This window comes from Promicromonospora vindobonensis (assembly GCF_042685865.1).
GTDB classification, from domain to species: domain Bacteria; phylum Actinomycetota; class Actinomycetes; order Actinomycetales; family Cellulomonadaceae; genus Promicromonospora; species Promicromonospora vindobonensis.
This window is the reverse complement of record NZ_JBHUOG010000001.1, coordinates 770,287-794,898: the sequence shown is the minus strand read 5'-3', so window position 1 is coordinate 794,898 and position 24,612 is coordinate 770,287. Positions and strand designations below refer to the sequence as shown.

Here is a 24,612-nt window from a genome sequence, read left to right as displayed (position 1 = left end):
TTCTGCGAGGGAGATGGGGTGTCGTCGCCCCCGTCGACATGGAGCCTGGCGTGCCGGCGTGGCTGGTGATGGGGCATGCCGAGATCTGCGAGATCGCGCGGAACGAGTCTGCGTTCTCCCGGGATCCGCGCAACTGGCGCTGGCACTACGACGGCCTGCTGTCCGAGGGCTCCGCCCTGCTCGGCATCTCGCCGCGCGAGCCGCGCAGCTCCTCCTACCACCACGACGGGGAGAAGCGGCGTCGGCTCCGTGAGCCACTGGACGACGGGCTGGCGGCGCTCTCCGAGAAGACGGTGGTGGCGCAGGTCGAGGAGGTCAGCACGCGGCTGGTCGACGAGTTCGGCCCCAGCGGCGAGGCGGACCTCGTCGCGGACTGGTCCAAGAAGGTCGGCTTCCTCGCCGTCACGGCCCTCTTCGGGTTCGACCAGCGGACCGCCGAGCAGATGATGGTCGACTCTGCGCACATCATGGACCACACGGGTGAGGCGGCCGAGGCGCGCAACCGGATGGGGCGCAACCTGATGGCTCACGTGCAGAACCGGCGTGCCGCCGGCGGGGCCGACCTGACCTCCAGCTTCGTGCGGCACAAGAGCTTCCACGACGACCGCGAGGTCGCCGACTCCATGTCGGTGCCGCTCATCGCGGCGAGCGAGTTCCTCACCGCGTGGATCGCGCTGACCCTGCGGCTCCTGCTCACGGACAAGCGGTTCGCGGCCCGCTGGGCCGGCGGCCGGATCGCGCTGGACGACGCCCTGGACGAGGTCCTGTGGCGCGAGGCGCCCGCCGCCAACCCGCCGCTGCCCCGGTACGCCATGCAGGACCTGGAGCTGGACGGAAAGCTGATCCGCAAGGGCGACGCCCTGATCATGGCGGTGGCCGCGGCGAACCAGGACCCTCTCGTGCACACCGGTGACATGTGGGACGAGGTCGGCAACCGGGCGCACCTCGCCTGGGGCGTCGGGCCGCACCGCTGCCCGGCGTCCCGTCAGGCCCGCATCATCGCGCGGGTCGCCATCAACCGGCTGCTGACCGAGCTGGACCTGGAGCTCGCGGTCGAGGACCACGACCTGGCCTGGGTCCCGTCACCGTGGGTCCGGCACCCGCAGGCGCTGCCGGTCCGGTACGAGCGGGCGCGGTCGTCGGGCACGGAGGTCTACTGACGGGTGCGGCCCGCTGGGGTGTGAGTCAGGTCGCCCTTCCCCGTCGTGCAGCCCGGTAGTACGGTCACGAACCGTACGAATCGGATAATCTGCCGTGGAGGAACGCATGCTCACTGTTGACCTGGTTCGCCGCGGTGCCGCCCGGTTCGGGCCGCGCACCGCAGTCCGCTTCGGCGACGAGACGCTGACATACACGCAGGTGAACGAGGCTGCGAATGCCATGGCGCGCGTGCTGCACGCCCACGGCGCCGAGCCAGGCTCCCGCGTGGCGCTGCTGCTGGGGAACGGCCTCTGGTCCATCGCCATGGACTTTGCTTGCCTCAAGGCTGGTGTCACCCGGGTGCCGCTGAATGCCCGGCTCTCCGCGGCGGAGCAGGGGCGCATGCTCGACGAGACGGGCGTGCGGCTCCTGGTGCACGACGCGGCCCTGGTCGACCGCGCGGCCGAGCTCGCCATGACGCACGGCGTCGGGACGCTCGGCCTCGGCACGCCGGGCGCCGTCGGCGGACCCGACCTGCTGGCGGCCATGCACGAGGTCTCCACCGCGGACCCGAACCTGCCCGCGCGGCCCCAGGACCCGATCCTGCTGCTGTACACGTCCGGCACCACCGGCGTCCTCAAGGCCGTCGAGCACACGCAGGCAAGCTACGCCGCGATCGTGGCCAACATCCTCACCAACCTCGTCGGCCCGGCACGCGACTCGGTGATGCTGCACGCGGCCAGCCTGATCCACGCGAGCGGGACCTTCGTGCTGCCGTACTGGCTGCGCGGTGGTGAGTCGGTGGTGCTGCCGGGGTTCGAGCCGCAGGGCTACGTCGACGCGATCGCCCGGTACCGGGCCACCGAGATCAACCTGGTACCCACGATGCTCGCCATGCTGCTGAACACCGGTGCCGCACAGAGCGCGGACGTGACCTCGCTGCGCACCGCGATCTACGGGGCCAGCCCGATGCCCCGCCCGGTGATCGAGCAGGCCATGGACGTGTGGGGCCGCCGGTTCGCGCAGTACTACGGCCAGACCGAGGCGCCGCTGTGCCTGACGGTGCTCGACGCGGCGGACCACGGCGACGCCTCGCTGCTCGGCTCCTGCGGCCAGCCCGCGCTGGACGCCGACCTCCTGGTGACCGACGACGACGGCGTTCCGGTGGCGCCCGGCGAGATCGGCGAGATCCGTGTGCGCGCGCCGTTCACGATGGCGGGCTACCACGCGGCGCCGGAGCTGAACACCGAGATGTTCGCCCCCGGCGGCTGGCTGCGGACCCGCGACATGGCCCGCGTCGACGAGCGCGGCTACCTCTACCTCGTGGACCGGCGCAGCGACATGATCATCACCGGCGGCTACAACGTCTATCCACGGGAGGTGGAGGACGTGCTGCTCGCCCAGCCGTCGGTGGCGCAGGCAGTGGTGGTCGGCGCCCCCGACGACACCTGGGTCGAGGCCGTCACCGCGTTCGTCGTCCCCGCTCCGGGTGCCTTGGTGGACGAGGCTGCGCTGCAGGCGGCGGTCCGCGACCGGCTGGCCGGCTACAAGGTGCCAAGGACCGTGCGCGTGGTCGACACGGTGCCGCTCTCGCCGGTCGGCAAGGTGCTGCGGCGTGCTCTGCGGGAGCCCCTGTGGGAGGGCCGCCGATGAGCGTCCTGGTCACCCGCGAGGGCCCGGTCACCCTGGTCGGTATCGACCGCCCCGAGCGGCGCAACGCCGTCGACGGTCCGACGGCGGCGGCGCTCGCCGACGCGTTCCGGACCTTCGACGCCGACGAGACGTCCACCGCCGCCGTGCTGTACGGGACGGGCGGCACGTTCTGTTCCGGCGCCGACCTCAAGGCGCTGGGCACGCCGGACGGCAACCGGGCGGCGTCGGACGGCGACGGGCCCATGGGGCCCACCCGGCTGCGGCTGACCAAGCCGGTGATCGCGGCGGTGTCGGGGCACGCCGTGGCCGGTGGGCTGGAGCTGGCGGTCTGGGCCGACCTGCGGGTCGCGGACACGACGGCGGTGTTCGGCGTGTTCTGCCGCCGCTGGGGCGTCCCCCTGGTCGACGGCGGCACCGTGCGCCTGCCCCGGCTGATCGGCCAGTCGCACGCGATGGACCTGATCCTCACGGGCCGCCCGGTCGGCGCGGAGGAGGCGCTGCGCATGGGCCTGGCGAACCGGATGGTGCCGGCGGGGCAGGCGGTTGCTGCCGCGGTGGAGCTGGCGGCGTCGCTCGCGGCGTTCCCGCAGGTGTGCCTGCGGGAGGACCGGGCGTCGGTGCTGGACCAGTGGGGGCTGGAGGAGCCGGAGGCCCTGGCCGAGGAGTGGCGGCACGGCGAGCGCTCGCTGGCCGCCGAGGCCTACGGCGGAGCCGCGCGCTTCGCGTCGGGCGCGGGCCGCCACGGCACGCCGGCCTGACGGGATGGCCCGGTCCGGGTAGCCCGGCCGCGGGGTGCGGGATCCACAACATTCTTGCCCCGTCAGGTCGATCCGGAAGTGGCAGCGAGAAACGTGGTAGGTGAAATCAGAATGGGTGAAATCGTCGTGTGGTGAGGATTGTTTACCTGATGTTTCCCAAGGTGGGTTGCGCCCTTCTCCGCCTCCTCATAGGTTCATTCATCCACCGGCGATTTGGGCGAAATGCCCGGTTGCTGTCCCCAGTCGTGATCGGAGTCTTCAATGGTGGGAAACACGCGATGGTCTCGTGCCAAGGGGCGTGGGGCGGGAGCGTTGGCGGCGCTCCTCCTGCTGTCGGGGACCGGCCTCTTCGGGGCTCCTTCGGTCAGCGCGTCAACCTCAGACTGTGCCAACGGGTTCTCATGCACGTGGATCAACGAGACCTGGTCGGGCGGCCGGACGCAGTTCGAGTTCAACATCTACAACTTCGCGGCCTGGGAGGGGTACGACAACAGCGCCTCGTCTGTCTACAACCACGGGCGGGAGTGCTACGTGTACTACTACCAGTACAAGGGGTACACGAGCGAGGACGGCCTGGACAACGACGGCAAGGCCGAATATCTGCGTGTGCCGCTCCATGCGTCGGGTGAGTTGATCGCCGCACTTCGGCACGTCCCGTTCGACCCGGGCAGCGGTCGGCACTGGGACAATCGGATCAGCAGCGGCCGATTCGACCCCAACTGCGGCTGATCGGGCGGGCCGCGGTCGGGGCAGTGGGAGAGAACCTGCTCCGGCCGCGCACCCGGAACATGTGGATCATGTGGGACATACGACGAGGAACTTTTCATGATCAAGCGGATACGTCTTGTAGCGGTGGCAGTGGTGACGCTCGGCACCCTGAGCGGTTGCTCGGCAGATAACGGGGCCGATGTCGCGTCCATGGGTGGTGGCGGCGAGTCCGTCGACGGGTACGTCAACCAGGCGACGGCCGACTATGCCACGTGCCTGGAAGGCCTCGGACTCGTGGTGGCTGCGATGGAGTTCGACGAGGTCGTCGGCATCGGCGGGTACGCCGAGATCGACGGAGCACAGTTTCTGGTCGGCGAGAGCGGTGTGGTCTCGGACGACACGGACGGCCAGGCGATCGCCGTCGACGGTGAGGACCGGGATGGTGAGATCCGCAGTTGCTATGCCGATCACCCGGGCGCCAAGGACATCCTGATCGACATGCGGGACCTCGGTGTCCCGGCGGAGGCGCCATCTCTGGGCGACGGAATCAGCGAGGCAGGCGCGGCCTGGGCGCAGTGCGCTCGCGACAACGGGGCGTCGGTCATCGAGGATCCCGATGCCGAGGGGTTCCTCATCATTCCCGAGACCGTCACACTTGCCATGGCTGAAGATCTGGCCGAGAAGTGCTCGGCGCCCATGGCGGAGGACAGGTTCCTTCCGCGTTTTGACGTCAGGGCGAGCGTCGAGGCCGAGGTCGACGGACAGACCGTGCGGGATTCGGGACCTTTCCACGAGGCGTTGAACGCCCCCTTCATGGACTCTGAGCAAGCCAAGAAGTACCGCGAGGAGCACCCCGAAGAGTTCGACGGGGAATGAGGCGGAGGACCAAGGTCGTCCTGGCGAGCGCCATAGCCGTGACTGTGGTCGGCGGCGGTGTAGCGGTTCCGTTGTTCGCGGACTTCTCCCGCAACGAGGAGGCGGCGACGGCGGAGACCGGCCTGCGCGCGGAGACGGTCGTGCGTGGCTCGCTGGCCGCCGGGACCGTGATCAGTGGATCCGTCTCACGGGGCGGGGCCGAACCGCTGAACGGCACGGCCGAGGGCATCCTGACGAGCCTGCCGACCCCGGGTGCGGTCATCGAGCCGGGGGACCGGATCTTCGAGTCGAACGGTCTGCCCACATTTCTGCTGCAGGGCAGTGTCCCGCTGTGGCGACCGCTACAGCTGGGCAGCCGAGGCAAAGACGTGCAGTCGTTGAACACATCGTTGTCGGCGGCCGGGCTGCTCGACGGAGCATTGGCCGACGATGTGTTCGGACCGGGAACCTCGGCTGCTGTGGCCGCGCTCTACCGGGCCGCCGGGTATGTTCCGCCGTCCGGGACCGAGGAAGGTGTCGAGCGGATCGAGGCCGCGAGCGAGGCGGTCGACGTGGCACGGGATGCTCTGACCGAGGCGGAGGATGCGCTCGTCCGAGCAGGTGCGCCTGACGCAACCGGGCAGGCCGATGGCGACGATGCGTCGGCGGCGCCGGACCGCGGCGGTCTCGAGAAGGCACTGTCCGAGGCAGCGACAACGTTGGACGAGGCAGAGCAGGACCTTGCGATTGCACAGGCCGAGCACATCTCGCCGTCGGACGTCGTGATCCTGGACGTGCCGCGCCTGCGCGTGGAGGCGGTGCCGGTTCGCGTGGGCGATCCGGCGGGCGGCGAGATCCTGCGCTGGACGGGGACAGGGGTGCATGTGGAGGCAACGATCACGAGGTCGCAGCAGGCGTCCTTGAGCGGGGGCGACGCGGTGAGGATCACCCTGCCGAACGGTGACGGGGTGGAAGGTGTCATCGCGTCGACAGACAGCGGCGGTCGGCCTGACAAGGAAGCCGGCGCCGCCGGTGGCGCCGACGGCGGCGCGGCCGAGGGCGGGGCGGCCGAGGGCGGGGCGGCCGAGGGCGGCGTACCCGGTTCCGACACGGTCGTCGTGCGGATCGACGCCGAGTCGCAGAGTGCGATCTCCGAGCTGGTGGGAGCCGCCGTGCGGGTGGAGGTGACTACCGCGAGTGTCGTGGACGTCCTCGTCGTCCCCGTGACCGCGCTGGTCGCGCTGGCCGAAGGCGGCTATGCGGTGGAGAAGGTGGTGCCCGGTGCGCCGGCGGGTTCCGGCACGTTGGTACCCGTCGAGGTCGGTCTCGTGGCCGAGGCACGAGTCGAGGTCAAGAGTTCGCAGCTGCGTGAGGGTGACGAGGTTCTTGTCCCGTGAGCGGTGGTGTCGCGGAGCGTGACCGGCGAATGCCCGCACTGGAACTGCGTCGTGTGTCGAAGCGTTATCCGTCCGCGGGTGGTGAGCTCACGGTGCTCCGGAGCGTCGACCTTGTGATCGGACGTGGTGAGCATGCAGCCATCGTGGGCCCGTCCGGTTCGGGAAAGTCGACGTTGCTCTCGATCCTTGGCACGCTCGACAGTCCCTCGGACGGAGAGGTGCTGGTGGGTGGGCGGTCCACGGCGCAGATGGCCGATGACGAGCGCTCAGCCGTGCGTTCCAGTCAGCTCGGTTTCGTCTTCCAGCAGTTTCATCTGCTGGCGCACGTGGATGCCGTGGCGAACGTGGAGCTCGGGATGCTGTACTCCGGCCTGGGCCGGGTAGAGCGTCGTCGCCGCGCCGTCGAGGCGCTGACTCGCGTGGGACTCAGCGCCCGGCTGGACCACCGGCCCACCCAGCTCTCGGGTGGCGAGCAGCAGCGGGTGGCGATCGCGCGGGCGATCGCACCGGACCCCGTCGTGCTGCTCGCCGACGAGCCCACCGGTGCACTGGACCAGGCGACCGGCGTCCAGATCATCGACCTGCTTCGGGGACTGGACGACGTCGCGCTCGTTGTGATCACTCACGACCCGCAGATCGCAGAAGGATTCGGCCGGCGGATCCGGATCCGCGACGGCTGCATCGAGGCGGACAGCCGCTGGCCCGGCGAGTCCACGGAGGGCGGGTCGAGCACGTCGGGGACACGCCCGGCAGCCGGGAGCGAGGACTGATGGCCAGGATGTCCGTGCGAGATGCTCTGGCCACCGCATGGCTTGGGCCGAGCGCACGTCTGTCGCGCTCGTTGCTGTCGATATTGGGCGTGGCTATCGGCATCGCAACCCTGGTCGCGATCATGGGGATCACTGCCACCAACGAGGCTCGGCTGCGGACCGAGCTGGAGTCGATGGGCTCCAACGTGCTCGTGGTGACCCCGGGTATCGGCCCGGACCAGGAGCCGGTGCTGCTTCCTGAGGAGGCGGTCCCGATGATCCGCCGGATCGGTCCCGTCGTCGGCGCCGCCGGAGTACGCAGTATCGAGGGCGTCGGCGTCTTCCGCAGCGACCTGGTGCCCGCCTCGATGCACGGAAGTCTGACTGCGCTGGCAGTACAGCCGGAGCTGGCCGAGACGATGGACCTGGTGCTGGCAGAGGGCCGCTGGTTCGATGCTGCCTCGGCCACGGTGCCGACGACGGTGCTGGGTGCACGAGCGGCTGAGCACCTCGGTGTGACCGAGCTCGGTCAGCGCCTCTGGATCGACAACTCGTGGTACGCGGTGATCGGAGTGCTCGAAGCCTCGCGCCTCGCGCCCGACCTGGACTCGGCCGCCCTGCTCGGGGAACAGTGGTCGCTGGAGCAGCGTCCTGACCTGGCGCAGTCCACGATCTACGTCCGTGTCGGATCGGGAGCCGAGGACTCCGTGCGGAGCGTGCTGGACGACACGGTCAACCCGGCGATGCCGCGTGCGGTGAACATCTCGGCACCGTCCCAGCTCGCGGAGGCGCAGGACGTGGTGGACGACACCTTCCAGAACCTTGCTCTCGGCCTTGCTGCCGTGGCGTTGCTCGTCGGCGCGATCGGGATCGTGAACACCATGGTGATCGCCGTTCTGGAGCGCCGTGCCGAGATCGCGCTCCGGCGGGCAGTCGGTGCACGTGCCGGCCAGATCCGTACGCAGTTCATGCTGGAAGCCGGATTCCTTGGGCTGGGTGGTGGTCTCGCGGGGGCGGTCCTCGGCGTCGTCGTGACGTTCGTCTACGGTGCCTGGCAGGGAACACCGTCGCACCCCGACCTTGTCGCGGCGGGTGCGGGGGTCGCGCTCGCCCTGCTCGTCGGCGTCGTCTCAGGGGTCTATCCTGCGCTGCGCGCAGCTCGCCTCTCCCCGGTCGAAGGCTTGCGCAGCGAGTAGCGGGAGCATTCGCCCCACCGGGCGTAGCATCCGAAGGTGTTCTTCCGGACCGTCGCCACCTCCGCCGCGATCCTCGTCGCGCTCGCTCTCACGGGTGCTGTCGCAGGACCGGACTGGGAGCCCGAACCTGTCATCGACCACCTGGAACCGGCCACCGTGTCGACGGCGATCGGTGGTGCCTCGGCGGCCGACGGCGAGCCCGGCGACTACGAGGTGCGGGAGTCCGCCGTCACGATCCCGCTCGCCGACGGGCTCGAGGTGGGCGGGCTGCTCCGCGAGCCGGTCGACGGGGACGGGCCGGGCTCCGACGGGCCGGACTCCACTCCCGCAGCGGGCCGCGCCGGCATCGTGTTCGTGCACGGTGCGGGCACCGGCAAGGCCGCCGACGCGTTCACGCTTGCAGCGACCGCCCTGGCCAGCGCGGGGATCACCACCCTCGTACCCGACAAGCGGCTGGACAACTACTCCACCCGGCACCGCGACTACGAGGCGATGGCGCTCGACTACGCGTACTCGGTCGGCTACCTGCGGGGCATCCCCGGGGTCGACCCCGACGCCGTCGGGCTGTACGCCGAGTCGGAGGGCGCGTGGGTCTCGCCGGTGATGATGGTGGCGGACCCGCGGCTGGCCTTCCAGATCCTGGTCTCGGCCCCGGTGGTCCCGCCACGGCAGCAGGCCGCGTACGCCGTCGACAACTACCTGCGGAACACGGACGTGCCCGCAGGGGTGTTCCGCGCGATCCCGCGCGCGGTGGGCATGAGTCTGCCCGGCGGCGGCTTCGAGTACGCCGACTTCGACGTCCGGCCGTGGCTCAAGGAGCAGACCGCGCCGATCCTCGCCGTCTACGGCACCAACGACGCCTCGATGCCGCTCGAGCAGGGCACGCGCGAGCTCCTGGCGAGCGCCGACGACGTCACCGTGCGCTTCTACGACCGCGCGAACCACGGCATCAACGTCGAGACCCCCGACGGGCTGCTGCTGCACCCCGACTTCGCGGCCGACGTCGCAGGCTGGGTGCTCGGCCTGCCCACGACGGCGTCCGCGCCGCCCCAGGTCGCGGGCGCCCAGCCCGAGCAGCTCTACCGTGCGTCCCCGGTACCGCAGCCGCAGTGGTTCGGCGACGGAGACTGGCTCGTCGGGGTGGTCGTCACCGCCGGGGGGCTGCTCGTCGTCGGACCGCTGCTCGTGGGTGGGGCGGTGCTGAGGGGTCGCCTGGCCCGACGGCGTTCCGGCCGCCCGGGCGTCCGACTCGCCCCTGGCCTGCGGGCGCCGCTGGCGGGACTGGGCGTCGGTGCTACCGCGACGACGGTCGCCCTTGTCGCGTACCTCGCCGTCGTCGCGCGCCTCGCCCTCGACTACGAGAAGGACGCCGTGGTGGTCCAGGGCGGCTGGATCGGCGTGCGGCTGCTCGGGATCGTGGCCGTCGTCGCGGCGGCACTGCTGCTCAACCGGGTCCGCGACCTGCGCGGACGCGTCGCACACACACCAGGGACCGACGCGGGCGGGCGGGCCGCCGCCGTCGTCACGACGGGTTTCTGGCTCACCGTGCTCGGCGCGACGGCGCTTTTGGTCACCCTGGCCTACTGGGGCGCCTACCAGCTGGGGATCTGACCGGGCACCGCTCCGGCCCGGCACCGCTCCGACCCGGCTCAGTAGCGCCTTGGCGCCGCGGCGGCCTCCGGTAGCAGGGACAGCGCCGGTTCGTGGAGTGCCGTCACAGGCGGTGCCGGAGGGTCGGGCTGCGCGTCCGGGAGGCGCAGGTGCCGCACGTGGTCGACGTGCATCGTCGTCGCCAGCGCCGCGCTGTGCCCGGCGGGTGCCGGCACGTGCGTCAGGTACGGCCTGGGGTAGGGGAGCCGCACCGACGGGTCGCGCGTCAGCAGCGTCGGGCGCGGCCCCGTCACGTCCAGGTCGCGGAGCGGGATCGTCAGCCCGTGCCCGGTCAGCTTGGTCGTCGCCTCCTTGCGCGTCCAGTACGCGAGCAGCGCGTCGGCCCGGTCGCGCGCCGGGAGGCGGCGCCAGGTGCGCCGCTCGGCCGGTGTGAGTGCCGCCGCGGCGAGATCGTCCAGGTCGCCCTCCGCCGGCCGGGCGTCGAGGTTGGCGCCCACCCGCCCGTCACCCACCACCGCGACCAGGACCCAGGCCCGCGTGTGCGAGACCGAGTAGTCCAGCGCGGCGCCCGGGACGTGCGGGCGTCCGTGCTGACGGTCACCGCAGCGCTCGCACGACCGGTCGACGACGATCTCGTCGGGAGCGACACCGAGATAGCGCGACAGGATCAGCCGCTGGGCCGCGCGCGACGTCAGGTGGACCGTGGTGGCCACCTCGTCGAGGCCCACGAGGTGCTCTCGATCCGGTACGGTCAGCAAGCGCGTCCAGGCTTCCCGGCGTCTGACCGGAACGAGCCAGACGTCGCAGGTGCGGGATGCTGGTGCGGCAGCTAAGTCCACTGCGTTCTCCTGTGCCCTCGACGTGCTGTCGGCTGCCGCCGACGATGGTGTTCTACCCACGTCGAATGTGATGGACGTGCGCAGAAATGCAGGTGTGACCGGACTCGCCGCCGTTTGGCCTGACAGGGTCCGTTCCGAGCGGGTACAAACGTCGGGGACCCCGCGCCGCCAGCCACACTTCCCCAGTCTCGACCAGCGGCGTTATCGAGGAGTGAACGGATGATGGACCAGCACGCTTCCGAGCGTGACGAGAGAACTTCGGCCGACGGTGCGCAGGACGCGAACGGCGCACCCACGGAGAGTCTCGGCCACGAGTACGTCGCCACGATCTCGCCCGAGATCACGTCCGGGCCCGAGCCCGACAGCCTCGACGCGGGCAGACCCTTCGCGAACGTCGCGGTGGCCGACTACGTGCGGGACGCCATCGCCGCGATCGCGCTGCTCGTGTCGCTCGCGCTGCCGTGGAACCTCGCCGACCGCTCCGCGGACCGGGTAGAGGTGGTCCTGGCCGTCGCGCTGTCCCTCGCCTCGCTGACCCTGCCGTACCTCGCACGCTTCGCCGTGCTGCCGGCGACGTGGACCGTGCACACGACGCGCCGCACACGCCTGCTCGCCGGGCTGCCCCTGGCCGTGATCGGCCTGCTGCACCTCATCTTCGACGTGCGCAGCGGTACGGGCGTCGGTACCGGCCTCGGCCTCGCGCTGGCAGGTGCGGCGCTCGCCGCGACCCCGCGCGACAGCGAGCTCGGCCCCATCGAGCAGGACGGCGCGGTGGTGCGCGGCTGGCGCATCGGGCTGGCCGGTGTCGGCGTGCTGATCGCTGCGGGCGCCGTGACCTCGACGGCGCTCGCGGAGTTCGCCGCCGACGCGACGCTGGGCGACCGGCTGCTCGCGCCCGTGTGGCTCGCGCTCGTCGTCGGCCTGGCGTGGCTCCTGGTGGGCGGCACGGTGCGGCACGACCGCCCCTCACGGCTCGTGCTGGTCGCGGCGGGCCTCATGCTCGCGCTGCTCTTCATCTTCACGGCGGGTGACTCGCTGGCCGGGCTGGAGTCCATGCGCCCCGGCGTGACGGACCCGAGCCGGTTCGGCCTGGTGCTCCTGCCGCTCGCAGCGGCCGTCGCGGGCTCGCCCGCCGTGCGCAGGGACCCGGCGGCCGACGCCGATGCCAGCACCGAGCGCGTCGCGGGTGTCTGGGTGCGAGTGGCCGTCCGCGCGTTCGACGTCATGGTGCTGCTCGCGGTCTGCAGCACGCTTGCCGCGCTCGTGCAGCTCATCGACCCGGGCTTCATCGGGTCGGGCGCCGGCGTGCCGCTGGTGGTACGGCTCGTCCTCGGCGTCGTCGTGGCAGGCATCGCCTGGTTCGCGCGCCGCTCGCTGCAGCGCGACCCCGGCACGGGGCACGTCCCCGCCGTCGGCGCCGCGTGCATCGCGGGTGTCCTCGGGCTCGTCGTGGTCATCGCGACGTCCGGCGCGAGCCTCGGCGTGAACCTGGGCGACCTGCTGATGGCGCTCGGCCTGCCGGTCGTCGCGGCGTCCGCGCTGATGGTCCCCAAGGCGGTGCGCGAGCACTTCCAGACCGCCGGTATCGGTGGTGACACCGACATCGACCGCAGCCAGGCGTACCTGTGGGCCCCGCAGCGACCCAAGGGCGACAAGGCCCCGCCGGCCGCGCTCCCGGAGCAGCCGGTGCGGCAGGCTCCCGAGCTGCGCCGGCCGGCCGAGCCCCGCCGGGTCAGCTCGACGGGTGCCGTGCGGACCGTCGCGGGTGCGGCGGCGGCCGCGCGCGGGGCGACTCCCGTGCAGGCCGTCGAGCCGGAGTCGGGCGAGGTCCCGCTCTCCGCCATGCGCACCGTCGAGAACCTGCCGGCGGCAGGCCCGCCCGCCGGCTCATCGATGGACGAGACGGCGGCGATGCCCCCGATCCGGTCGGGCGCCACACCCGTCGCCCCCGTGCAGCGGCCGGTTTCCGCGCAGCAGCCGGTGGCGCCGGCCCAGCAGACGGCCCAGCAGACGGCGCAGGTCCGGCCGGCGACGAACGGTCAGCCGGTCGCCCAGTCGCCGTCCGCCAACGGGGCAGACGTGGGCCACACCGCGGTCATGCCGCCCGTTGGCGGCAGGTGGAGCGCCGCGCTGGCGCTCGACCCGGCCACCCCGCTGGCCGACCTGGCGAAGATCGTGCAGGAGGCGCCCCACCTGCGCCCGCAGGTCGCCGCCAACCCGTCGACCTATCCGGCGCTGCTCGACTGGCTGGGTGCCCTGGGGGACCCGCAGGTCGACGCGGCGCTGCGCAGCCGCCGCTGAGCCGCTGGTCGCCACGACCGGTGGTCGAGCTCGTCGAGTCCGTGCTCGACGAGCTCGGCCACCGGTCTCGTTCGTCTGCCGGTCTCGCCCGATTGCTCGATGCGCCCGACCGGCGGAGGCCAGGTCACGAGACGGATCTCGACAAGATCGACCAGAGCGGTACAGTGACAGCGTGCGCCCGACGGTGATCCTTCTCCTTCGCTGCCGCGACGAGGCCTAGACAGGTCGGTCCCTCGTCGCGGAGGCTTGGTGTGCCGGCCAACCTCACCGAGCGAAGGACACATGATGGAGAACAGCATCACCGCCACCACCCCCGGCGGAGTTCACGACGTAGCAGTGCACGGCGCAGCAGGCGGGATCATCGACGACAACCCGCAGCAGACGTCGGGCATGCCGATCCAGAAGTACCAGCCCTTCCACGAGCAGATCCACGTGGACATCCCCGACCGCACCTGGCCCAGCAAGCGCATCGAGCAGGCACCCCGCTGGTGCGCGGTCGACCTGCGTGACGGCAACCAGGCCCTCATCGAGCCCATGGACCCGGAGCGCAAGCTCCGGATGTTCGAGCTGCTGGTCTCCATGGGCTACAAGGAGATCGAGGTCGGTTTCCCGTCGGCGAGCCAGACCGACTTCGACTTCGTGCGCAAGCTCATCGAGGAGAACCGGATCCCCGACGACGTCGTGATCCAGGTGCTCACCCAGGCGCGTGCGCACCTGATCGAGCGCACGTACGAGTCGCTGACGGGCGCCAGGCAGGCGATCGTCCACCTGTACAACTCGACGTCCGTGCTGCAGCGCGAGGTCGTGTTCCGGTCCGACCAGGACGGGATCGTCGACATCGCGCTGGACGGCGCCAAGCTGTGCCGCAAGCTCGAGGAGACCATCCCGGACACGCGGATCTACTACGAGTACTCGCCGGAGTCGTACACGGGCACCGAGCTCGAGTTCGCGGCGCGCATCTGCAACGAGGTCATCGAGGTCTTCGAGCCGACGCCGGAGCGCAAGGTCATCATCAACCTGCCTGCGACGGTCGAGATGGCGACGCCCAACGTCTACGCCGACTCGATCGAGTGGATGAGCAGGCACCTGCACCACCGCGAGAACGTCATCCTGTCGCTGCACCCGCACAACGACCGGGGTACCGCCGTCGCGGCCGCAGAGCTGGGCTACCTGGCCGGTGCCGACCGCATCGAGGGCTGCCTGTTCGGCAACGGTGAGCGCACCGGCAACGTCGACCTGGTGACCCTCGGACTGAACCTGTTCTCGCAGGGGATCGACCCGCAGATCGACTTCGGCGACATCGACGAGATCCGGCGCACGGTGGAGCACTGCAACCAGATGCCGGTGCACGAGCGCCACCCGTACGTGGGCGACCTCGTGTTCACGGCGTTCTCCGGCTCGCACCAGGACGCCATCAAGAAGGGCTTCGAGCACATGGCCGGGCGCGCGGAGGCCGCCGGCGTCGGCGTCGACGACCTGCACTGGGGTGTCCCGTACCTGCCGATCGACCCGCGCGACGTCGGACGCTCGTACGAGGCAGTGATCCGGGTCAACTCGCAGTCCGGCAAGGGCGGGGTGTCCTACCTGCTCAAGAGCGAGCACAACCTGGACCTGCCGCGCCGCCTGCAGATCGAGTTCTCCCACGCCGTGCAGAAGGTGACCGAGACCCAGGGCACCGAGGTCACCGGCGAGGACATCTGGCGCATCTTCACGGACGAGTACCTGCCCGTCGAGGAGGGGGCGCCGTCGGGCCTGGAGCACTGGGGGCGGCTCACGCTGCGCGGCACCCGTGCGGTGTCGGCGGAGGGCGAGCAGGACACCCTCGAGGTCGACGTGCTGGACCGCGGTTCCGAGCTCACGCTGACCGGCACCGGCAACGGGCCGGTGGACGCGTTCGTGAACGCGATCGCGCAGGTGGGCGTCGAGGTACGCGTGCTGGACTACGTCGAGCACGCCCTGTCGGAGGGCGGTGACGCCAGCGCTGCCGCCTACGTCGAGTGCGCGGTGGGCGACGACGTCCTGTGGGGCGTCGGCATCGACCCGTCCATCACCCTGTCGTCCCTGAAGGCGATCGTCTCGGCGGTCAACCGCGCGGAGCGAACGGCCTGACCCCACCCCGCTGAGTGCTGGGTATCTGTTGGCCGCGCCGGCCCAGGCCCGCAGATATCCAGCACTCAACGGATCTTGGTGTAGGTGGCCTCGAAGCCGTCCGCCTTCTCCGTGTAGGTCGTCTCGTCGCAGGTGTAGCGCAGCTCCTGCGTCGGGGCGTTCGGCTGGCGCTTGACGCTCTCCCCGGCGAGGGCGATGGTGAGCTCGACGTCCCGGAAGTCCGACCCCGAGGTCGTCAGGATGCCGTCCTCGCTGGTCGAGACGATGTACTTCGCAGTACCCGTCCAGGTCTCCGTGAGCTCCCCGATCGAGGTCTTCGCGCGGGCCGGCTGGGCGTCGTCGTAGTGCACGAGCTGCGTCCCGTCGGCGTGGAACTCGGTCACCCGCCCGTCGAAGCCGCTGGCGTCGACGGTCTCGTCGAGGGCGTCGATGCGCATCTGGGTGGTCAGGCTGTCCAGCCGCCACTCGCCCACCAGGCACTCGTCGATGGCAGCGGGCGACGGCTCCCCGGACGGCGACGCCGACGCCGTGGCGGCGGTGTCCGGGCCGCCTGACGGCATGCCGAGCGCGACCGCTGTGGCTACCGCGCCGACGACGAGCACACCTCCTGCGGCGGCGAGCCAGGTGATCGGCCGGGACAGCAGGCCACGGCGCGGCTGCTCCGGCTCGGCGGCTGCCGGCCCGGGGGCCGGCGTCGGCTCAGCGGTGGACGCGGGCTCCGCCTTCACCACGGTGGCGTCGTCGCGCAGCGCCGTCACGTCGTCCAGCGGGCTGACGGCGGGTCCCGGCGTGATCTTCGTGGTGGCGGTACGGAAGCCGGCGGGCACCTCGTTCAGGAAGTCGAGCACCTCCTGCAGGTCCGGCCGGGCCTCGGGATCCTTGTCGAGGCAGGCCTTGACGAGTGGGAGCAGCCAGGCGGGGCAGGCGCTGAGGTCGGGCTCCTCGTGGACCACGCGGTAGTAGACGACGGTGGTGTCGCCCTCGCCGAAAGCCCGCTGGCCGGTCGCGGCGTAGAGCGCCACGGCGCCCAGCGCCCAGACGTCGGCGGCGGGTGTCGCGACGCTGCCGCGGATCTGCTCCGGCGCCATGAAGGACGGCGTGCCGACCTTCAGCCCGGTGCGCGTGAGCGAGGTCGAGTCCGACGCCTGCGCGATGCCGAAGTCGATGACGAACGGACCGTCCTGGCCGATCAGGATGTTGGACGGCTTGAGGTCGCGGTGCACGATGCCGACCTGGTGCACGGCCCGCAGCGCCTCCGCCACGCCGGCCAGCACGCGGCGCACGTCGGGCTCGGGCAGCGGGCCGCCGGCCTGCACGACGGCGGTGAGGGCTGGTCCCTCCACGTACTCGACGGCGAGCCACGGCTGGGCGCCGTCCGGATCGGCGTCGATCAGGGTGGCGAGATACCGGCCGCGCACCTTCATCGCCGCTGCGGCCTCTCTGCGGAACCGGGTGCGGAACTCCGGATCCTGGACGAACTCCTTCAGGATGGCCTTGAGGGCCAGCTTCCGTCCGGTGCGGGTTTCTGCGAGGTAGACCACTCCCATCCCGCCGGCGCCGATCCGCCCGAGCAGCTGATAGCCACCCAGTTCCTGCGGGTCTGACGGTTCGAGCGGGTGGATCTGCGGGGCTGCCCCTGAGCCTGGCACGATCATGGGGGAAACATACCCGATGTCCTTGAATTCACCCGACATATCAGCCAAGGTAATTCCGCCCTCTGCTCAGAGGGCTAGTACTCGGACATACCAGATACAGGGGGACACATGAAGAGGAAGTTCGTGAGCCGGGCGCTCCCGTCCGCGCTCGTCGCGGGCGGTCTGATCATCGCGGGCGCGACGTCCGCGACGGCGGCCGACGAGTCGCCGAACGCCGAGCAGTCGACGGGCGGACTTGGTGGGCTCCTCACGGGCACCGTCGACTCCGTCGTCGGCAAGGACGGCGCGGTCGACAGCACGCTGAACCAGGTGTCGGACACCGTCGAGCAGGTCACCAAGAAGGACGGCGCGGTGGACGACACCGTGCGCGGTGTCACCGGCGTCGTCGACTCGGCGGCCGGCAAGGACGGTGCGGTCGAGGACGTCGTGAAGGGCGTGACGGGCAGCCGCACGTCGGCGCCGTCCGACGAGGTCGTCGCGACGAAGGCGGCCCCGGCGTCAGCCAACTCGGGCGGTCCCGTCGAGGACGTGGTGAACGGTGTCACCGGCGCGGTCAACGCGGTGGCCGGCGAGAACGGTGCCGTGGACGACGTCCTGGGCGCCGACGCACCCGAGCAGGGCGTGACCGACAACCTGCCCTCCGAGATCATCGACGACATCGGTTCCATCGGCGAGAACGTCGGGAACGCCGACGTGCCTGGCACGGTCGGTGCGGTCGCCGGTCCGGACGGCGTCGTGGACGACCTGCTGGAGAGCCCTGCGTACGCCAGCAACCCGGGCGGAAGCAACCCGGGTGGCGGCAACCCGGGCGGCGACGGTGGCTGGGACGACGGCTCCGGCGACGGTGGCTGGGACGACGGCTCCGGCGACGGGGGCACGCTCCCGATCGGGTACCCGGGCACGGGCGGTTCCGGTGCCGGGACGGCGCCCGTCACACCCATCCAGTCGGCCGGGGAGGCGCAGGCGCCGGGCGCGCTGGCGCAGACCGGTGGCGAGGTCGTCGGCGCGGCTGCTGCCGGCCTCGTCCTCACTGCGGCGGGCGCTGCGCTGGTCCGCGCGCGTCGCCGGATGCTCGAGGTCCAGAGCTGACCTGAGCTCCTTCACCGTGTCGGACGCCCAGGTCACCCGGTGACCTGGGCGTCCGGCACGAGGTGGGCTGGTTCCCGCAGGCGAGCGGGTCGAGTGCCCGGTGGTGCCGGAGTTCTTCGGCAGCCTCTGATCAGCCGACCAGGGCGCGGTAGCGCCCGGACAGTGCCGGGTAGTAGTCGTCGAAGTCGACCGCTTCCGGGTCGCCGCCGGTCTCGGCGGCGACGAGCCGGTCCAGGTAGTACTCCCAGCCGGGCCCGACGTTCTCGGCCATGGCAGGGTCGTCCATCGACTGGGCGAACGTGAGCGTCGTGACACCGTCCGCCTCGGCCAGGTCGAGCTTCAGATGCCAGATCGCCGGCGTCTGCTCGTCGTAGGCCATGTGGGACGTGAGCTCGAGGCGGGCCGGCGCGTCGCACACGTTGATCGTGTACTCCTCGGGTTCGACGCCTTCACCCTCGAAGAGCATCTCGAACTGCACGGTGCCCTGTGCCGGGTCACCCGACCAGCGCCCGATCCAGCGGGCCAGCCGCTCCGGCTCGGTGACCGCCGCCCACACGTCCTCGATCGGGGCGCGGAAGGTGCGGGTGAGGACGACGTACGTGCCGTCGGCGCGCTGCTCTTTGCGGCCGGTGGCCGTCGGGCTGGTGCTCATGCTGTCTCCTCAATGGTGCGGGCCGGGTCGTCGGTGTGTCGTGCTCGCTCCCCCGCCTGGCGGTCACGGCCCGCTCGCCGCACCTCCAGCTCCAGCCCGTCGAGCACCCGCTCGCCGATCGGAGGAGCGGGAGCGAGCTCTGCGAGAAGCGCGGACACCGGCGCGAGCCCGGCTCGGGCGAGCCGGTAGTGGCGCTCGCGGCCGACGTCGTCTGCGTCCACGAGCCCTGCGGAGCCGAGGGCTCGCAGGTGCTTGCTGATGGCCGGACGGCTGATCGGATGAGCGGATGCCATGTCGACGACCCTCGCCGGCCCGGCCGCGAGCTGACGGAGCAGCTCACGGCGGACCGGGTCGGCGAGGGCGGCGAAGACATCCATGCATCATTGGTAACCCGTGGGTTACCAATCTGTCAAGGCCGGGGCGACGCGGGCGCTGTCGGTCAGGGCAGGGGTGGTGCGGTAGTTTGTTAACGGTACCGGTCCGTTAACAAAAGGAGCAGCCATGGCAGACGAGGTCACCGACGTGCTCGTGGTCGGCGCCGGACCCACGGGCCTCGCCCTGGCGTGCGGGCTCCGCCTCCAGGGGGTCGGCGTGCGCGTCGTGGACCGCAGGCCGGCTCCGGCGACGACGTCGCGCGCCAACTTCGTGCACGTGCGCGGGTCCGAGGTGCTCGACCGGCTCGGGGCCCTGGGGGACCTGCCGCAGCGGTCGGTGCGGGCGATGCGGATCACCACCTACCTGGGCGACAGGCCCATGATGCGGATCCGGTTCGGCGACCCAGGGCTCCGGACCGCTGCGCCGCCGATGGTGGTGTCACAGGCCCTCGTGGAGGGCGAGCTGCGCCGGCGCCTCGCGGAGCTCGGCGTGACGCCGGAGTGGGGAGCGTCGCTCGCGGGTCTCGTGCAGGACGACGAGGGCGTAACCGCGGAGCTCGACGACGGGCGGAGCGTGCGGGCGCGCTGGCTCGTCGGCTGCGACGGGACCAGCAGCGCCGTCCGGGGCGCCGCGGGCATCAGGGCGCCCGGCGCGCGCCTGAGCGAACGGTTCCTGCTGGCCGACGTGCACCTGGACTGGGACCTGGACCGGACCGGGACGTCCGGCTGGGTGCACCCGACGGGGATGCTCGGCGCCATGCCGATGCCCGACGACTGCGGGCGGGCCGACCTGTGGCGGCTGATCGCGTACGACCCGCAGGGCCCCGCGTCGGAAGGGCCGGAGGGGTCAGAGCCGGACGCAGCGGAGCCCGACGCAGCGGAGCCGGACGACGCAGAGCCGCGGGCCGCCGACGCCTACGGGAAGCGCAGCCGGCTGACCGAGGCGCAGATCCTCGACCGGTTCCGCGAGATCCTGCCCGAGCGCACCGGCCGCGAGGTGTGGGTCCTCGACAGCGAGTGGCTGTCCGAGTTCACCATCCACCGACGGCTGGCCGACCGGTACCGGCGCGGCCGGGTCTTCATCGCAGGCGACGCCGCGCACGCCCACGCGCCGTTCGGCGGGCAGGGCATGCTGACCGGCCTCGGCGACGCCGAGAACCTGGCCTGGAAGCTGGCCCTCGTGGTGCGCGGCCTGGCGTCCGACGCGCTGCTGGACACCTACGAGGGTGAACGGCGTCCGCTCGCGACCGACGTGCTGCGCGGCACCGCCAACGTGACGCGGATCAACGTGGCGAGCAGCGCCGTCGGCCGGTTCGTGCGGGACCACGTGCTGATCCGGCTCTTCAACCAGCCGTGGATCCAGCGCTGGGCCACGTTCACCACGTCCCAGCTCTGGGTGAGCTACCGGACCGGACCACTCGGGGTCGGGCCGGCCGAGCGGGCCGCCGCCCGGCTCCGGCGTCGTACCTGCGTCGGTGACCGCGTGCCGAACCTCGACTGCGTCCGCGCGGACGGGACCCCGACCCGCCTGCACGGCGAGCTCGGCGGGCGCTGGGCGCTGCTCGCGCCGTCGTCGGACGGCGTGGCCGGTGCGGAGCCTGGCGTCGAGCCCACGCGGCTCACCCGGACGGACGGCGTCGCCGAGGCGTGGCTCGTGCGCCCGGACGGGCACCTGGCCTGGCGCGGCGCGGACGCGGCGGCGTCGGGGCCGTGGCTCGCCGAGGTCCTGCGGACCGGGGCCGCCCGATGACGGCCGCCGACGTGTCGCGCGGCCGCGGGCGGCCACGCGATCCGCGCACCGACCAGGCGATCCTGCGGGCGGCGCTCGAGCTGTTCACCGAGCACGGCCATGCCGGCACCAGCATCGAGCAGATCGCGCGCCGGGCGGGCGTCGGCAAGCTCACCGTGTACCGGCGCTGGGCGAACAAGGACGAGCTCATCGCTGCGGCCGTCGAGTCGGCGCGCGGCGAGATCCCGAACCCTGGCCCGGAGGAGCTGGCGGACCTGTCCTACGCCGAGATCTCCCAGGTGATCGTCGACGCGCTGCCGGTCAGTGCCAGAACCCTCGCCGAGCCCGGCTACCGCGCGATGCTCGCCCAGGTCTTCGGCTCCAGCGTCACCCATCCAGGGGTCATGGCGGCCTTCTGGCAGAACCACCTCCTGCCCCGGCGGCACACCGCGCACCTGGCGCTGTCGCGGGCCGTGGAGGAGGGGGTGCTGCCGGCGGAGACGGACATCGAGGCGCTCATCGACATGGCGGTCGGTGCGGTCGTCTACCGGCTGCTGCGCCCCGATCCCCCCGAAGCGGACGAGCTGCTGGAGTACCTGCGCACCGTCTACGCGCAGGCCGGGATGATCCCGCGGCAGTGACGGCTCCCGGTCCGGCCCGGGCTGGCAGCATGTGCGCATGACTCCCGACCCCCGTGTGTGGCGCGTCCTGCCCCGGTCCGGCCCGCTGACGGCGCCCACGGGCACCGGCGTGCTCGACGGCGAGACCGTGGCGGTCAAGGACCTGTTCGCCGTCGCGGGGCAGCGCATCGGCGCGGGAAATCCCGCCTGGCTCGCGGCCGCCCCGGTCGAGGAGCGGCACGCCGACGCCGTCGGGCGGCTGCTGGACGCAGGGGCCGCGCTCGCCGGCATCGCGCAGGCCGAGGAGTTCGCGTACTCGCTCACCGGAGCGAACGCCCACTACGGCACCCCGCCCAACCCGCGGGCACCCGGCCGGATCAGCGGCGGTTCGACGTCGGGCCCGGCGACGGCGGTCGCGGCAGGCCAGGCGAGCATCGCGCTCGGCACCGACACCGCCGGGTCGGTGCGGGTGCCTGCCGCGTACCAGGGGCTGTGGGGGATCCGGCCCACGCACGGCGCCGTCCCGGACGAGGGGGCGCTGCAGCTCGCGCCGTCGTTCGACACGATCGGGTGGCTCGCCCGCGACGCGGCGACGCTCGCCCGGACCGGGGAGGTGCTGCTCCCCGCCGACACGGCAGGCCTCTCCGACGACGTGCCCCTGCTCAGCCCCGCGCTCCTGGACCTGGCCGCCCCCGAGGTGGGTGCCGCCGTCGGGCAGCTCGCACGCGGCGCCGGGGCCGAGCCCGTCGACTGGGCGCCCGAGCCGACCTGGCTCGCCGCGTTCCAGACGCTCCAGGCCGCAGAGGCCTGGGCCGCCCACGGCGCCTGGCTCGGCGACCGGATGGACACGCTCGGCCCGGACGTCCGCGGCCGCTTCGCACGGGCGCGCTCCGTCGGTGCGGCGGAGGCCAAGGCGGCGCTGACCGTCGTCGTGCGGGCCAGGGCACAGGTCAGGGAACGGCTGGGGGAGCGGGTGCTCCTGCTGCCGTCGGCGGCGACCGTCGCCCCACGGCCCGGCGAGGCCGAGGCAGCCCGCGCGGCGACGATGCTGCTGACCTGTATCGCGGGCATCGGCGGGCTGCCTGCCGTCTCGGTGCCCGTCGCGACGGCGTCGGGCCTCCCGGCGGGCGCGTGCCTGGTCGGCCCGGCCGGAGCGGACCGCGCCCTGCTCGCACGGGCAGGAACGTTCACGGCGTAGCCGGCGTGCGAGTGGTCCCGGACCGCGTGACGGTGGGACCGAGAAGGGGTATCAGACGGACGGGAGAAGCATCATGACGCACGTGACGGCTACTAGGCGCCCCCGCGGCGCCCATCAGTGGCTTGCCCTCGTGGTCGGCGTGGTCTACCTGCTGGTGGGGATCGCCGGCTTCTTCGTGACCGGGTTCGACATGGCCGGGTTCACGGAGCACGACCCCGACCAGATGCTGCTGGGCTTCGCCATCAACCCGCTGCACAACATCGTGCACCTGGTGATCGGAATCCTCGGCATCGGCGCGTGGTCCAGGTCAGCCAGCGCGCGCACCTTCGGCTGGCTCCTCCTGATCGGATACGGCGCGGCCTTCGCCTACGGCCTCTTCGCCGTCAACGACCCGGAGATCAACTTCCTCAACATCAACCAGGCCGACAACTGGCTGCACCTCGGCAGCGCCCTGCTCGGCCTGCTCATCGCCGTGTGGCCCGCCCCGGCACGCGTCGTCGAGCAGCCAGGAAGCACCGAGACGATGCCACCAGACGTCCGGGATCCACGTACCGGTGAAGCGGGGCCGCCGGCCCGCTAACCTCCGTGGATGACCCGCATCGCCGTCCTCTCCGACATCCACGGCAACGCCCCGGCGCTCGCGGCGGTCCTCGCCGTCGTCGACGCCGAGTCGGTCGATCTCGTCCTGAACCTCGGCGACATCGTCTCCGGTGCCGTCGACCCGCGCGGCACCCTCGACCTGCTCGCCGAACGCCCCGACATCGTGACGGTCCGCGGCAACCACGAGCGGCAGCTCCTCACCCTGCCGAACGACGAGATGGGCGGCGCCGACCGGATCGCCTCGGGCGTGCTGACCGACGCCGACCGAGCGTGGCTCGGCTCGCTCCCGCTCACCGCCCGCCCGGTCCCCGGCGTGCTCGCCTTCCACGCCGTGCCCGACGACGACGCGACCTACCTCACCCAGACCGTCGTCGAGCGGACGGCGGAGAACCCGGAGGGAGTGCGCGAGGCGACGGACGACGAGCTCGTCGAGCGGCTGGGTGCTGCCTACGGTGCGTACGGGCTGTACCTGTGCGGGCACACGCACCAGGCGCGCACCCGGCCGCTCCCGGACGGGTCGCTCCTGGTCAACCCCGGCAGCGTGGGCTGGCCCGCGTACGCGGACGATGCGCCGTACCCCCACCGTGTCGAGGCGGGAGTGCCCGACGCCCGGTTCGCGATCCTGTCGCGCACCGGGGACGGCGAGGGCTGGACGGCCGAGCTGCGCGCGGTTCCGTACGACCACGAGGAGGCCGCCGCGTCGGCGGAACGGCTCGGCCGGCCGGACCTTGCGCACATGCTGCGTACGGGCCTGCTGCCCTGACCGACGCCGTTCGCCCGACGGCTGCGTGCGAATTTACGGGCCTGAAACCCAGGCGCCCGCCGCGCACCGCGTCGAAACCATAGATTTGCCCAGTGGACCTCGCGAACTTCAACGCCCTGCCCGCCGCTGACGCCGCTGCGACGGTCCGCCCGTGCGCCGACATCGGCTCATGGGTCGACGACATCGTGTCCGGCCGTCCGTACCGGTGCCGTGACTCTCTGCTGCTGCGCGCGATGCGAGCTGCCGCCGAATGGACGACGGCCGACGTCGACTCGGCGCTCGCGCACCATCCCCGCATCGGTGAGCGCGCCGCCGGCGACACCACCGAAGCGCGCCTGTCCCGCACCGAGCAGCCGACGGCGGCCGAGGCGACGGCCGCCCGGCTCGCCGAGGGCAACGCCGCCTACGAGGCACGGTTCGGCAGGATCTTCCTGGTCCGGGCCGCCGGGCGCACCGCGGAGGACATTCTCGCCAACCTGACCGAACGCCTCGCCAACGATCCAGCCACCGAGTCCCTGGTCACCGCGGAGCAGCTGCGCCAGATTGCGCTCCGGCGCCTGGAGACCCTCATCGAGGAACCCGCTGCGACACCCGTCGGGGCCACGGCGTGACCGGC

At 72.0% G+C, this 24,612-nt stretch carries 22 protein-coding genes; 18 read left to right on the top strand and 4 right to left on the bottom strand.

Going from position 1 to position 24,612, the window contains the following annotated elements; genetic code table 11:
- Positions 1-50: 50 nt before the first annotated feature.
- The 9 genes from ACFS27_RS03800 (at position 51) to ACFS27_RS03760 (ending at position 10,067) form a co-directional block, all read left to right on the top strand.
- Positions 51-1,160: a cytochrome P450 gene (locus tag ACFS27_RS03800; RefSeq protein ID WP_377180510.1), complete on the top strand. Its 1,110-nt coding sequence runs from the start codon at positions 51-53 to the stop codon at positions 1,158-1,160.
- A gap of 106 nt (positions 1,161-1,266) precedes the next feature.
- Positions 1,267-2,793: a class I adenylate-forming enzyme family protein gene (locus tag ACFS27_RS03795; protein ID WP_377180508.1), complete on the top strand. Its 1,527-nt coding sequence runs from the start codon at positions 1,267-1,269 to the stop codon at positions 2,791-2,793.
- Positions 2,790-3,551, top strand: coding sequence for a crotonase/enoyl-CoA hydratase family protein (locus ACFS27_RS03790; RefSeq protein WP_377180506.1), 762 nt, complete (start codon positions 2,790-2,792; stop codon positions 3,549-3,551). Before ACFS27_RS03795 ends, ACFS27_RS03790 begins: the two co-directional genes overlap by 4 nt.
- A gap of 264 nt (positions 3,552-3,815) precedes the next feature.
- Complete coding sequence (locus ACFS27_RS03785) at positions 3,816-4,280, top strand: hypothetical protein (RefSeq protein WP_377180504.1); 465 nt, start codon at positions 3,816-3,818, stop codon at positions 4,278-4,280.
- A 132-nt stretch (positions 4,281-4,412) separates the two neighbouring features.
- A complete protein-coding gene (locus ACFS27_RS03780) occupies positions 4,413-5,135 on the top strand; it encodes a hypothetical protein (RefSeq protein WP_377180502.1) in 723 nt (240 codons plus the stop codon).
- Positions 5,132-6,511, top strand: a complete 1,380-nt coding sequence (locus tag ACFS27_RS03775) for a hypothetical protein (RefSeq protein WP_377180500.1) — start codon at positions 5,132-5,134, stop codon at positions 6,509-6,511. Before ACFS27_RS03780 ends, ACFS27_RS03775 begins: the two co-directional genes overlap by 4 nt.
- A 29-nt stretch (positions 6,512-6,540) precedes the next feature.
- Complete coding sequence (locus tag ACFS27_RS03770; protein ID WP_377180498.1) at positions 6,541-7,281, top strand: ABC transporter ATP-binding protein; 741 nt, start codon at positions 6,541-6,543, stop codon at positions 7,279-7,281.
- Positions 7,281-8,456, top strand: coding sequence for an ABC transporter permease (locus tag ACFS27_RS03765; RefSeq protein ID WP_377180496.1), 1,176 nt, complete (start codon positions 7,281-7,283; stop codon positions 8,454-8,456). The genes ACFS27_RS03770 and ACFS27_RS03765 overlap by 1 nt, the downstream gene beginning before the upstream one ends.
- 36 nt (positions 8,457-8,492) lie before the next feature.
- The gene (locus tag ACFS27_RS03760) at positions 8,493-10,067 is read left to right on the top strand and encodes an alpha/beta hydrolase family protein (protein ID WP_377180494.1); all 1,575 of its coding nucleotides are present in this window, start codon (positions 8,493-8,495) and stop codon (positions 10,065-10,067) included.
- A gap of 38 nt (positions 10,068-10,105) precedes the next feature.
- On the opposite strand, the gene ACFS27_RS03755 is transcribed toward ACFS27_RS03760, so the two are convergent.
- Positions 10,106-10,825, bottom strand: coding sequence for a 4'-phosphopantetheinyl transferase family protein (locus ACFS27_RS03755; protein WP_377180492.1), 720 nt, complete (start codon positions 10,823-10,825; stop codon positions 10,106-10,108).
- A 303-nt stretch (positions 10,826-11,128) separates the two neighbouring features.
- On the opposite strand from ACFS27_RS03755, the gene ACFS27_RS03750 reads away from it, so the two are divergent.
- Both ACFS27_RS03750 and leuA read left to right on the top strand, forming a co-directional pair.
- A complete protein-coding gene (locus ACFS27_RS03750; RefSeq protein ID WP_377180490.1) occupies positions 11,129-13,207 on the top strand; it encodes a DUF7937 domain-containing protein in 2,079 nt (692 codons plus the stop codon).
- 282 nt (positions 13,208-13,489) lie between these two features.
- The gene (gene leuA, locus ACFS27_RS03745) at positions 13,490-15,316 is read left to right on the top strand and encodes a 2-isopropylmalate synthase (protein WP_377180488.1); all 1,827 of its coding nucleotides are present in this window, start codon (positions 13,490-13,492) and stop codon (positions 15,314-15,316) included.
- A 65-nt stretch (positions 15,317-15,381) separates the two neighbouring features.
- Here the strand turns inward: leuA and ACFS27_RS03740 are convergent, their stop codons facing one another.
- Positions 15,382-16,971 (bottom strand): serine/threonine-protein kinase, encoded by a 1,590-nt coding sequence (locus ACFS27_RS03740; protein WP_377180486.1) that lies wholly within the window; start codon positions 16,969-16,971, stop codon positions 15,382-15,384.
- Between the two features lie 108 nt (positions 16,972-17,079).
- Between ACFS27_RS03740 and ACFS27_RS03735 the strand changes: the two genes are divergently transcribed.
- On the top strand, positions 17,080-18,060 hold the full coding sequence (locus ACFS27_RS03735) for a hypothetical protein (RefSeq protein ID WP_377180484.1): 981 nt from the start codon (positions 17,080-17,082) through the stop codon (positions 18,058-18,060).
- A 130-nt stretch (positions 18,061-18,190) separates the two neighbouring features.
- Here the strand turns inward: ACFS27_RS03735 and ACFS27_RS03730 are convergent, their stop codons facing one another.
- Both ACFS27_RS03730 and ACFS27_RS03725 read right to left on the bottom strand, forming a co-directional pair.
- Entirely contained in the window at positions 18,191-18,712 is a 522-nt protein-coding gene (locus tag ACFS27_RS03730) for an SRPBCC family protein (RefSeq protein ID WP_377180482.1), read from the bottom strand.
- Positions 18,709-19,089 (bottom strand): ArsR/SmtB family transcription factor, encoded by a 381-nt coding sequence (locus ACFS27_RS03725; protein ID WP_377180480.1) that lies wholly within the window; start codon positions 19,087-19,089, stop codon positions 18,709-18,711. Before ACFS27_RS03725 ends, ACFS27_RS03730 begins: the two co-directional genes overlap by 4 nt.
- Positions 19,090-19,213: 124 nt before the next feature.
- Between ACFS27_RS03725 and ACFS27_RS03720 the strand changes: the two genes are divergently transcribed.
- The 6 genes from ACFS27_RS03720 to uraD all read left to right on the top strand — a co-directional run bounded on the left by ACFS27_RS03720 (position 19,214) and on the right by uraD (position 24,607).
- Positions 19,214-20,836 (top strand): FAD-dependent oxidoreductase, encoded by a 1,623-nt coding sequence (locus tag ACFS27_RS03720; protein WP_377180478.1) that lies wholly within the window; start codon positions 19,214-19,216, stop codon positions 20,834-20,836.
- Entirely contained in the window at positions 20,833-21,456 is a 624-nt protein-coding gene (locus ACFS27_RS03715; RefSeq protein WP_377180476.1) for a TetR/AcrR family transcriptional regulator, read from the top strand. The genes ACFS27_RS03720 and ACFS27_RS03715 overlap by 4 nt, the downstream gene beginning before the upstream one ends.
- Positions 21,457-21,493: 37 nt before the next feature.
- Entirely contained in the window at positions 21,494-22,633 is a 1,140-nt protein-coding gene (locus ACFS27_RS03710) for an amidase family protein (protein WP_377180474.1), read from the top strand.
- A 73-nt stretch (positions 22,634-22,706) separates the two neighbouring features.
- Positions 22,707-23,213: a DUF4383 domain-containing protein gene (locus ACFS27_RS03705; protein ID WP_377180472.1), complete on the top strand. Its 507-nt coding sequence runs from the start codon at positions 22,707-22,709 to the stop codon at positions 23,211-23,213.
- A gap of 9 nt (positions 23,214-23,222) precedes the next feature.
- On the top strand, positions 23,223-23,996 hold the full coding sequence (locus ACFS27_RS03700) for a metallophosphoesterase family protein (protein ID WP_377180470.1): 774 nt from the start codon (positions 23,223-23,225) through the stop codon (positions 23,994-23,996).
- Positions 23,997-24,088: 92 nt separating this feature from the next.
- A complete protein-coding gene (gene uraD / locus ACFS27_RS03695; RefSeq protein WP_377180468.1) occupies positions 24,089-24,607 on the top strand; it encodes a 2-oxo-4-hydroxy-4-carboxy-5-ureidoimidazoline decarboxylase in 519 nt (172 codons plus the stop codon).
- The last annotated feature ends 5 nt before the right edge of the window (positions 24,608-24,612 follow it).

Excerpts from the sequence above, each read along its gene's own strand:
- ACFS27_RS03775 (WP_377180500.1), top strand. The coding sequence starts at position 5,132 with ATGAGGCGGAGGACCAAGGTCGTCCTGGCGAGCGCCATAGCCGTGACT.
- ACFS27_RS03765 (WP_377180496.1), top strand. The coding sequence starts at position 7,281 with ATGGCCAGGATGTCCGTGCGAGATGCTCTGGCCACCGCATGGCTTGGG.
- ACFS27_RS03735 (WP_377180484.1), top strand. The coding sequence starts at position 17,080 with ATGAAGAGGAAGTTCGTGAGCCGGGCGCTCCCGTCCGCGCTCGTCGCG.
- ACFS27_RS03730 (WP_377180482.1), bottom strand. The coding sequence starts at position 18,712 with ATGAGCACCAGCCCGACGGCCACCGGCCGCAAAGAGCAGCGCGCCGAC.
- ACFS27_RS03720 (WP_377180478.1), top strand. The coding sequence starts at position 19,214 with ATGGCAGACGAGGTCACCGACGTGCTCGTGGTCGGCGCCGGACCCACG.
- ACFS27_RS03705 (WP_377180472.1), top strand. The coding sequence starts at position 22,707 with ATGACGCACGTGACGGCTACTAGGCGCCCCCGCGGCGCCCATCAGTGG.
- ACFS27_RS03795 (WP_377180508.1), top strand. The coding sequence starts at position 1,267 with ATGCTCACTGTTGACCTGGTTCGCCGCGGTGCCGCCCGGTTCGGGCCG.
- leuA (WP_377180488.1), top strand. The coding sequence starts at position 13,490 with ATGATGGAGAACAGCATCACCGCCACCACCCCCGGCGGAGTTCACGAC.
- ACFS27_RS03790 (WP_377180506.1), top strand. The coding sequence starts at position 2,790 with ATGAGCGTCCTGGTCACCCGCGAGGGCCCGGTCACCCTGGTCGGTATC.
- ACFS27_RS03740 (WP_377180486.1), bottom strand. The coding sequence starts at position 16,971 with ATGATCGTGCCAGGCTCAGGGGCAGCCCCGCAGATCCACCCGCTCGAA.
- ACFS27_RS03710 (WP_377180474.1), top strand. The coding sequence starts at position 21,494 with ATGACTCCCGACCCCCGTGTGTGGCGCGTCCTGCCCCGGTCCGGCCCG.
- ACFS27_RS03725 (WP_377180480.1), bottom strand. The coding sequence starts at position 19,089 with ATGGATGTCTTCGCCGCCCTCGCCGACCCGGTCCGCCGTGAGCTGCTC.
- ACFS27_RS03750 (WP_377180490.1), top strand. The coding sequence starts at position 11,129 with ATGGACCAGCACGCTTCCGAGCGTGACGAGAGAACTTCGGCCGACGGT.
- ACFS27_RS03715 (WP_377180476.1), top strand. The coding sequence starts at position 20,833 with ATGACGGCCGCCGACGTGTCGCGCGGCCGCGGGCGGCCACGCGATCCG.
- ACFS27_RS03700 (WP_377180470.1), top strand. The coding sequence starts at position 23,223 with ATGACCCGCATCGCCGTCCTCTCCGACATCCACGGCAACGCCCCGGCG.
- ACFS27_RS03770 (WP_377180498.1), top strand. The coding sequence starts at position 6,541 with ATGCCCGCACTGGAACTGCGTCGTGTGTCGAAGCGTTATCCGTCCGCG.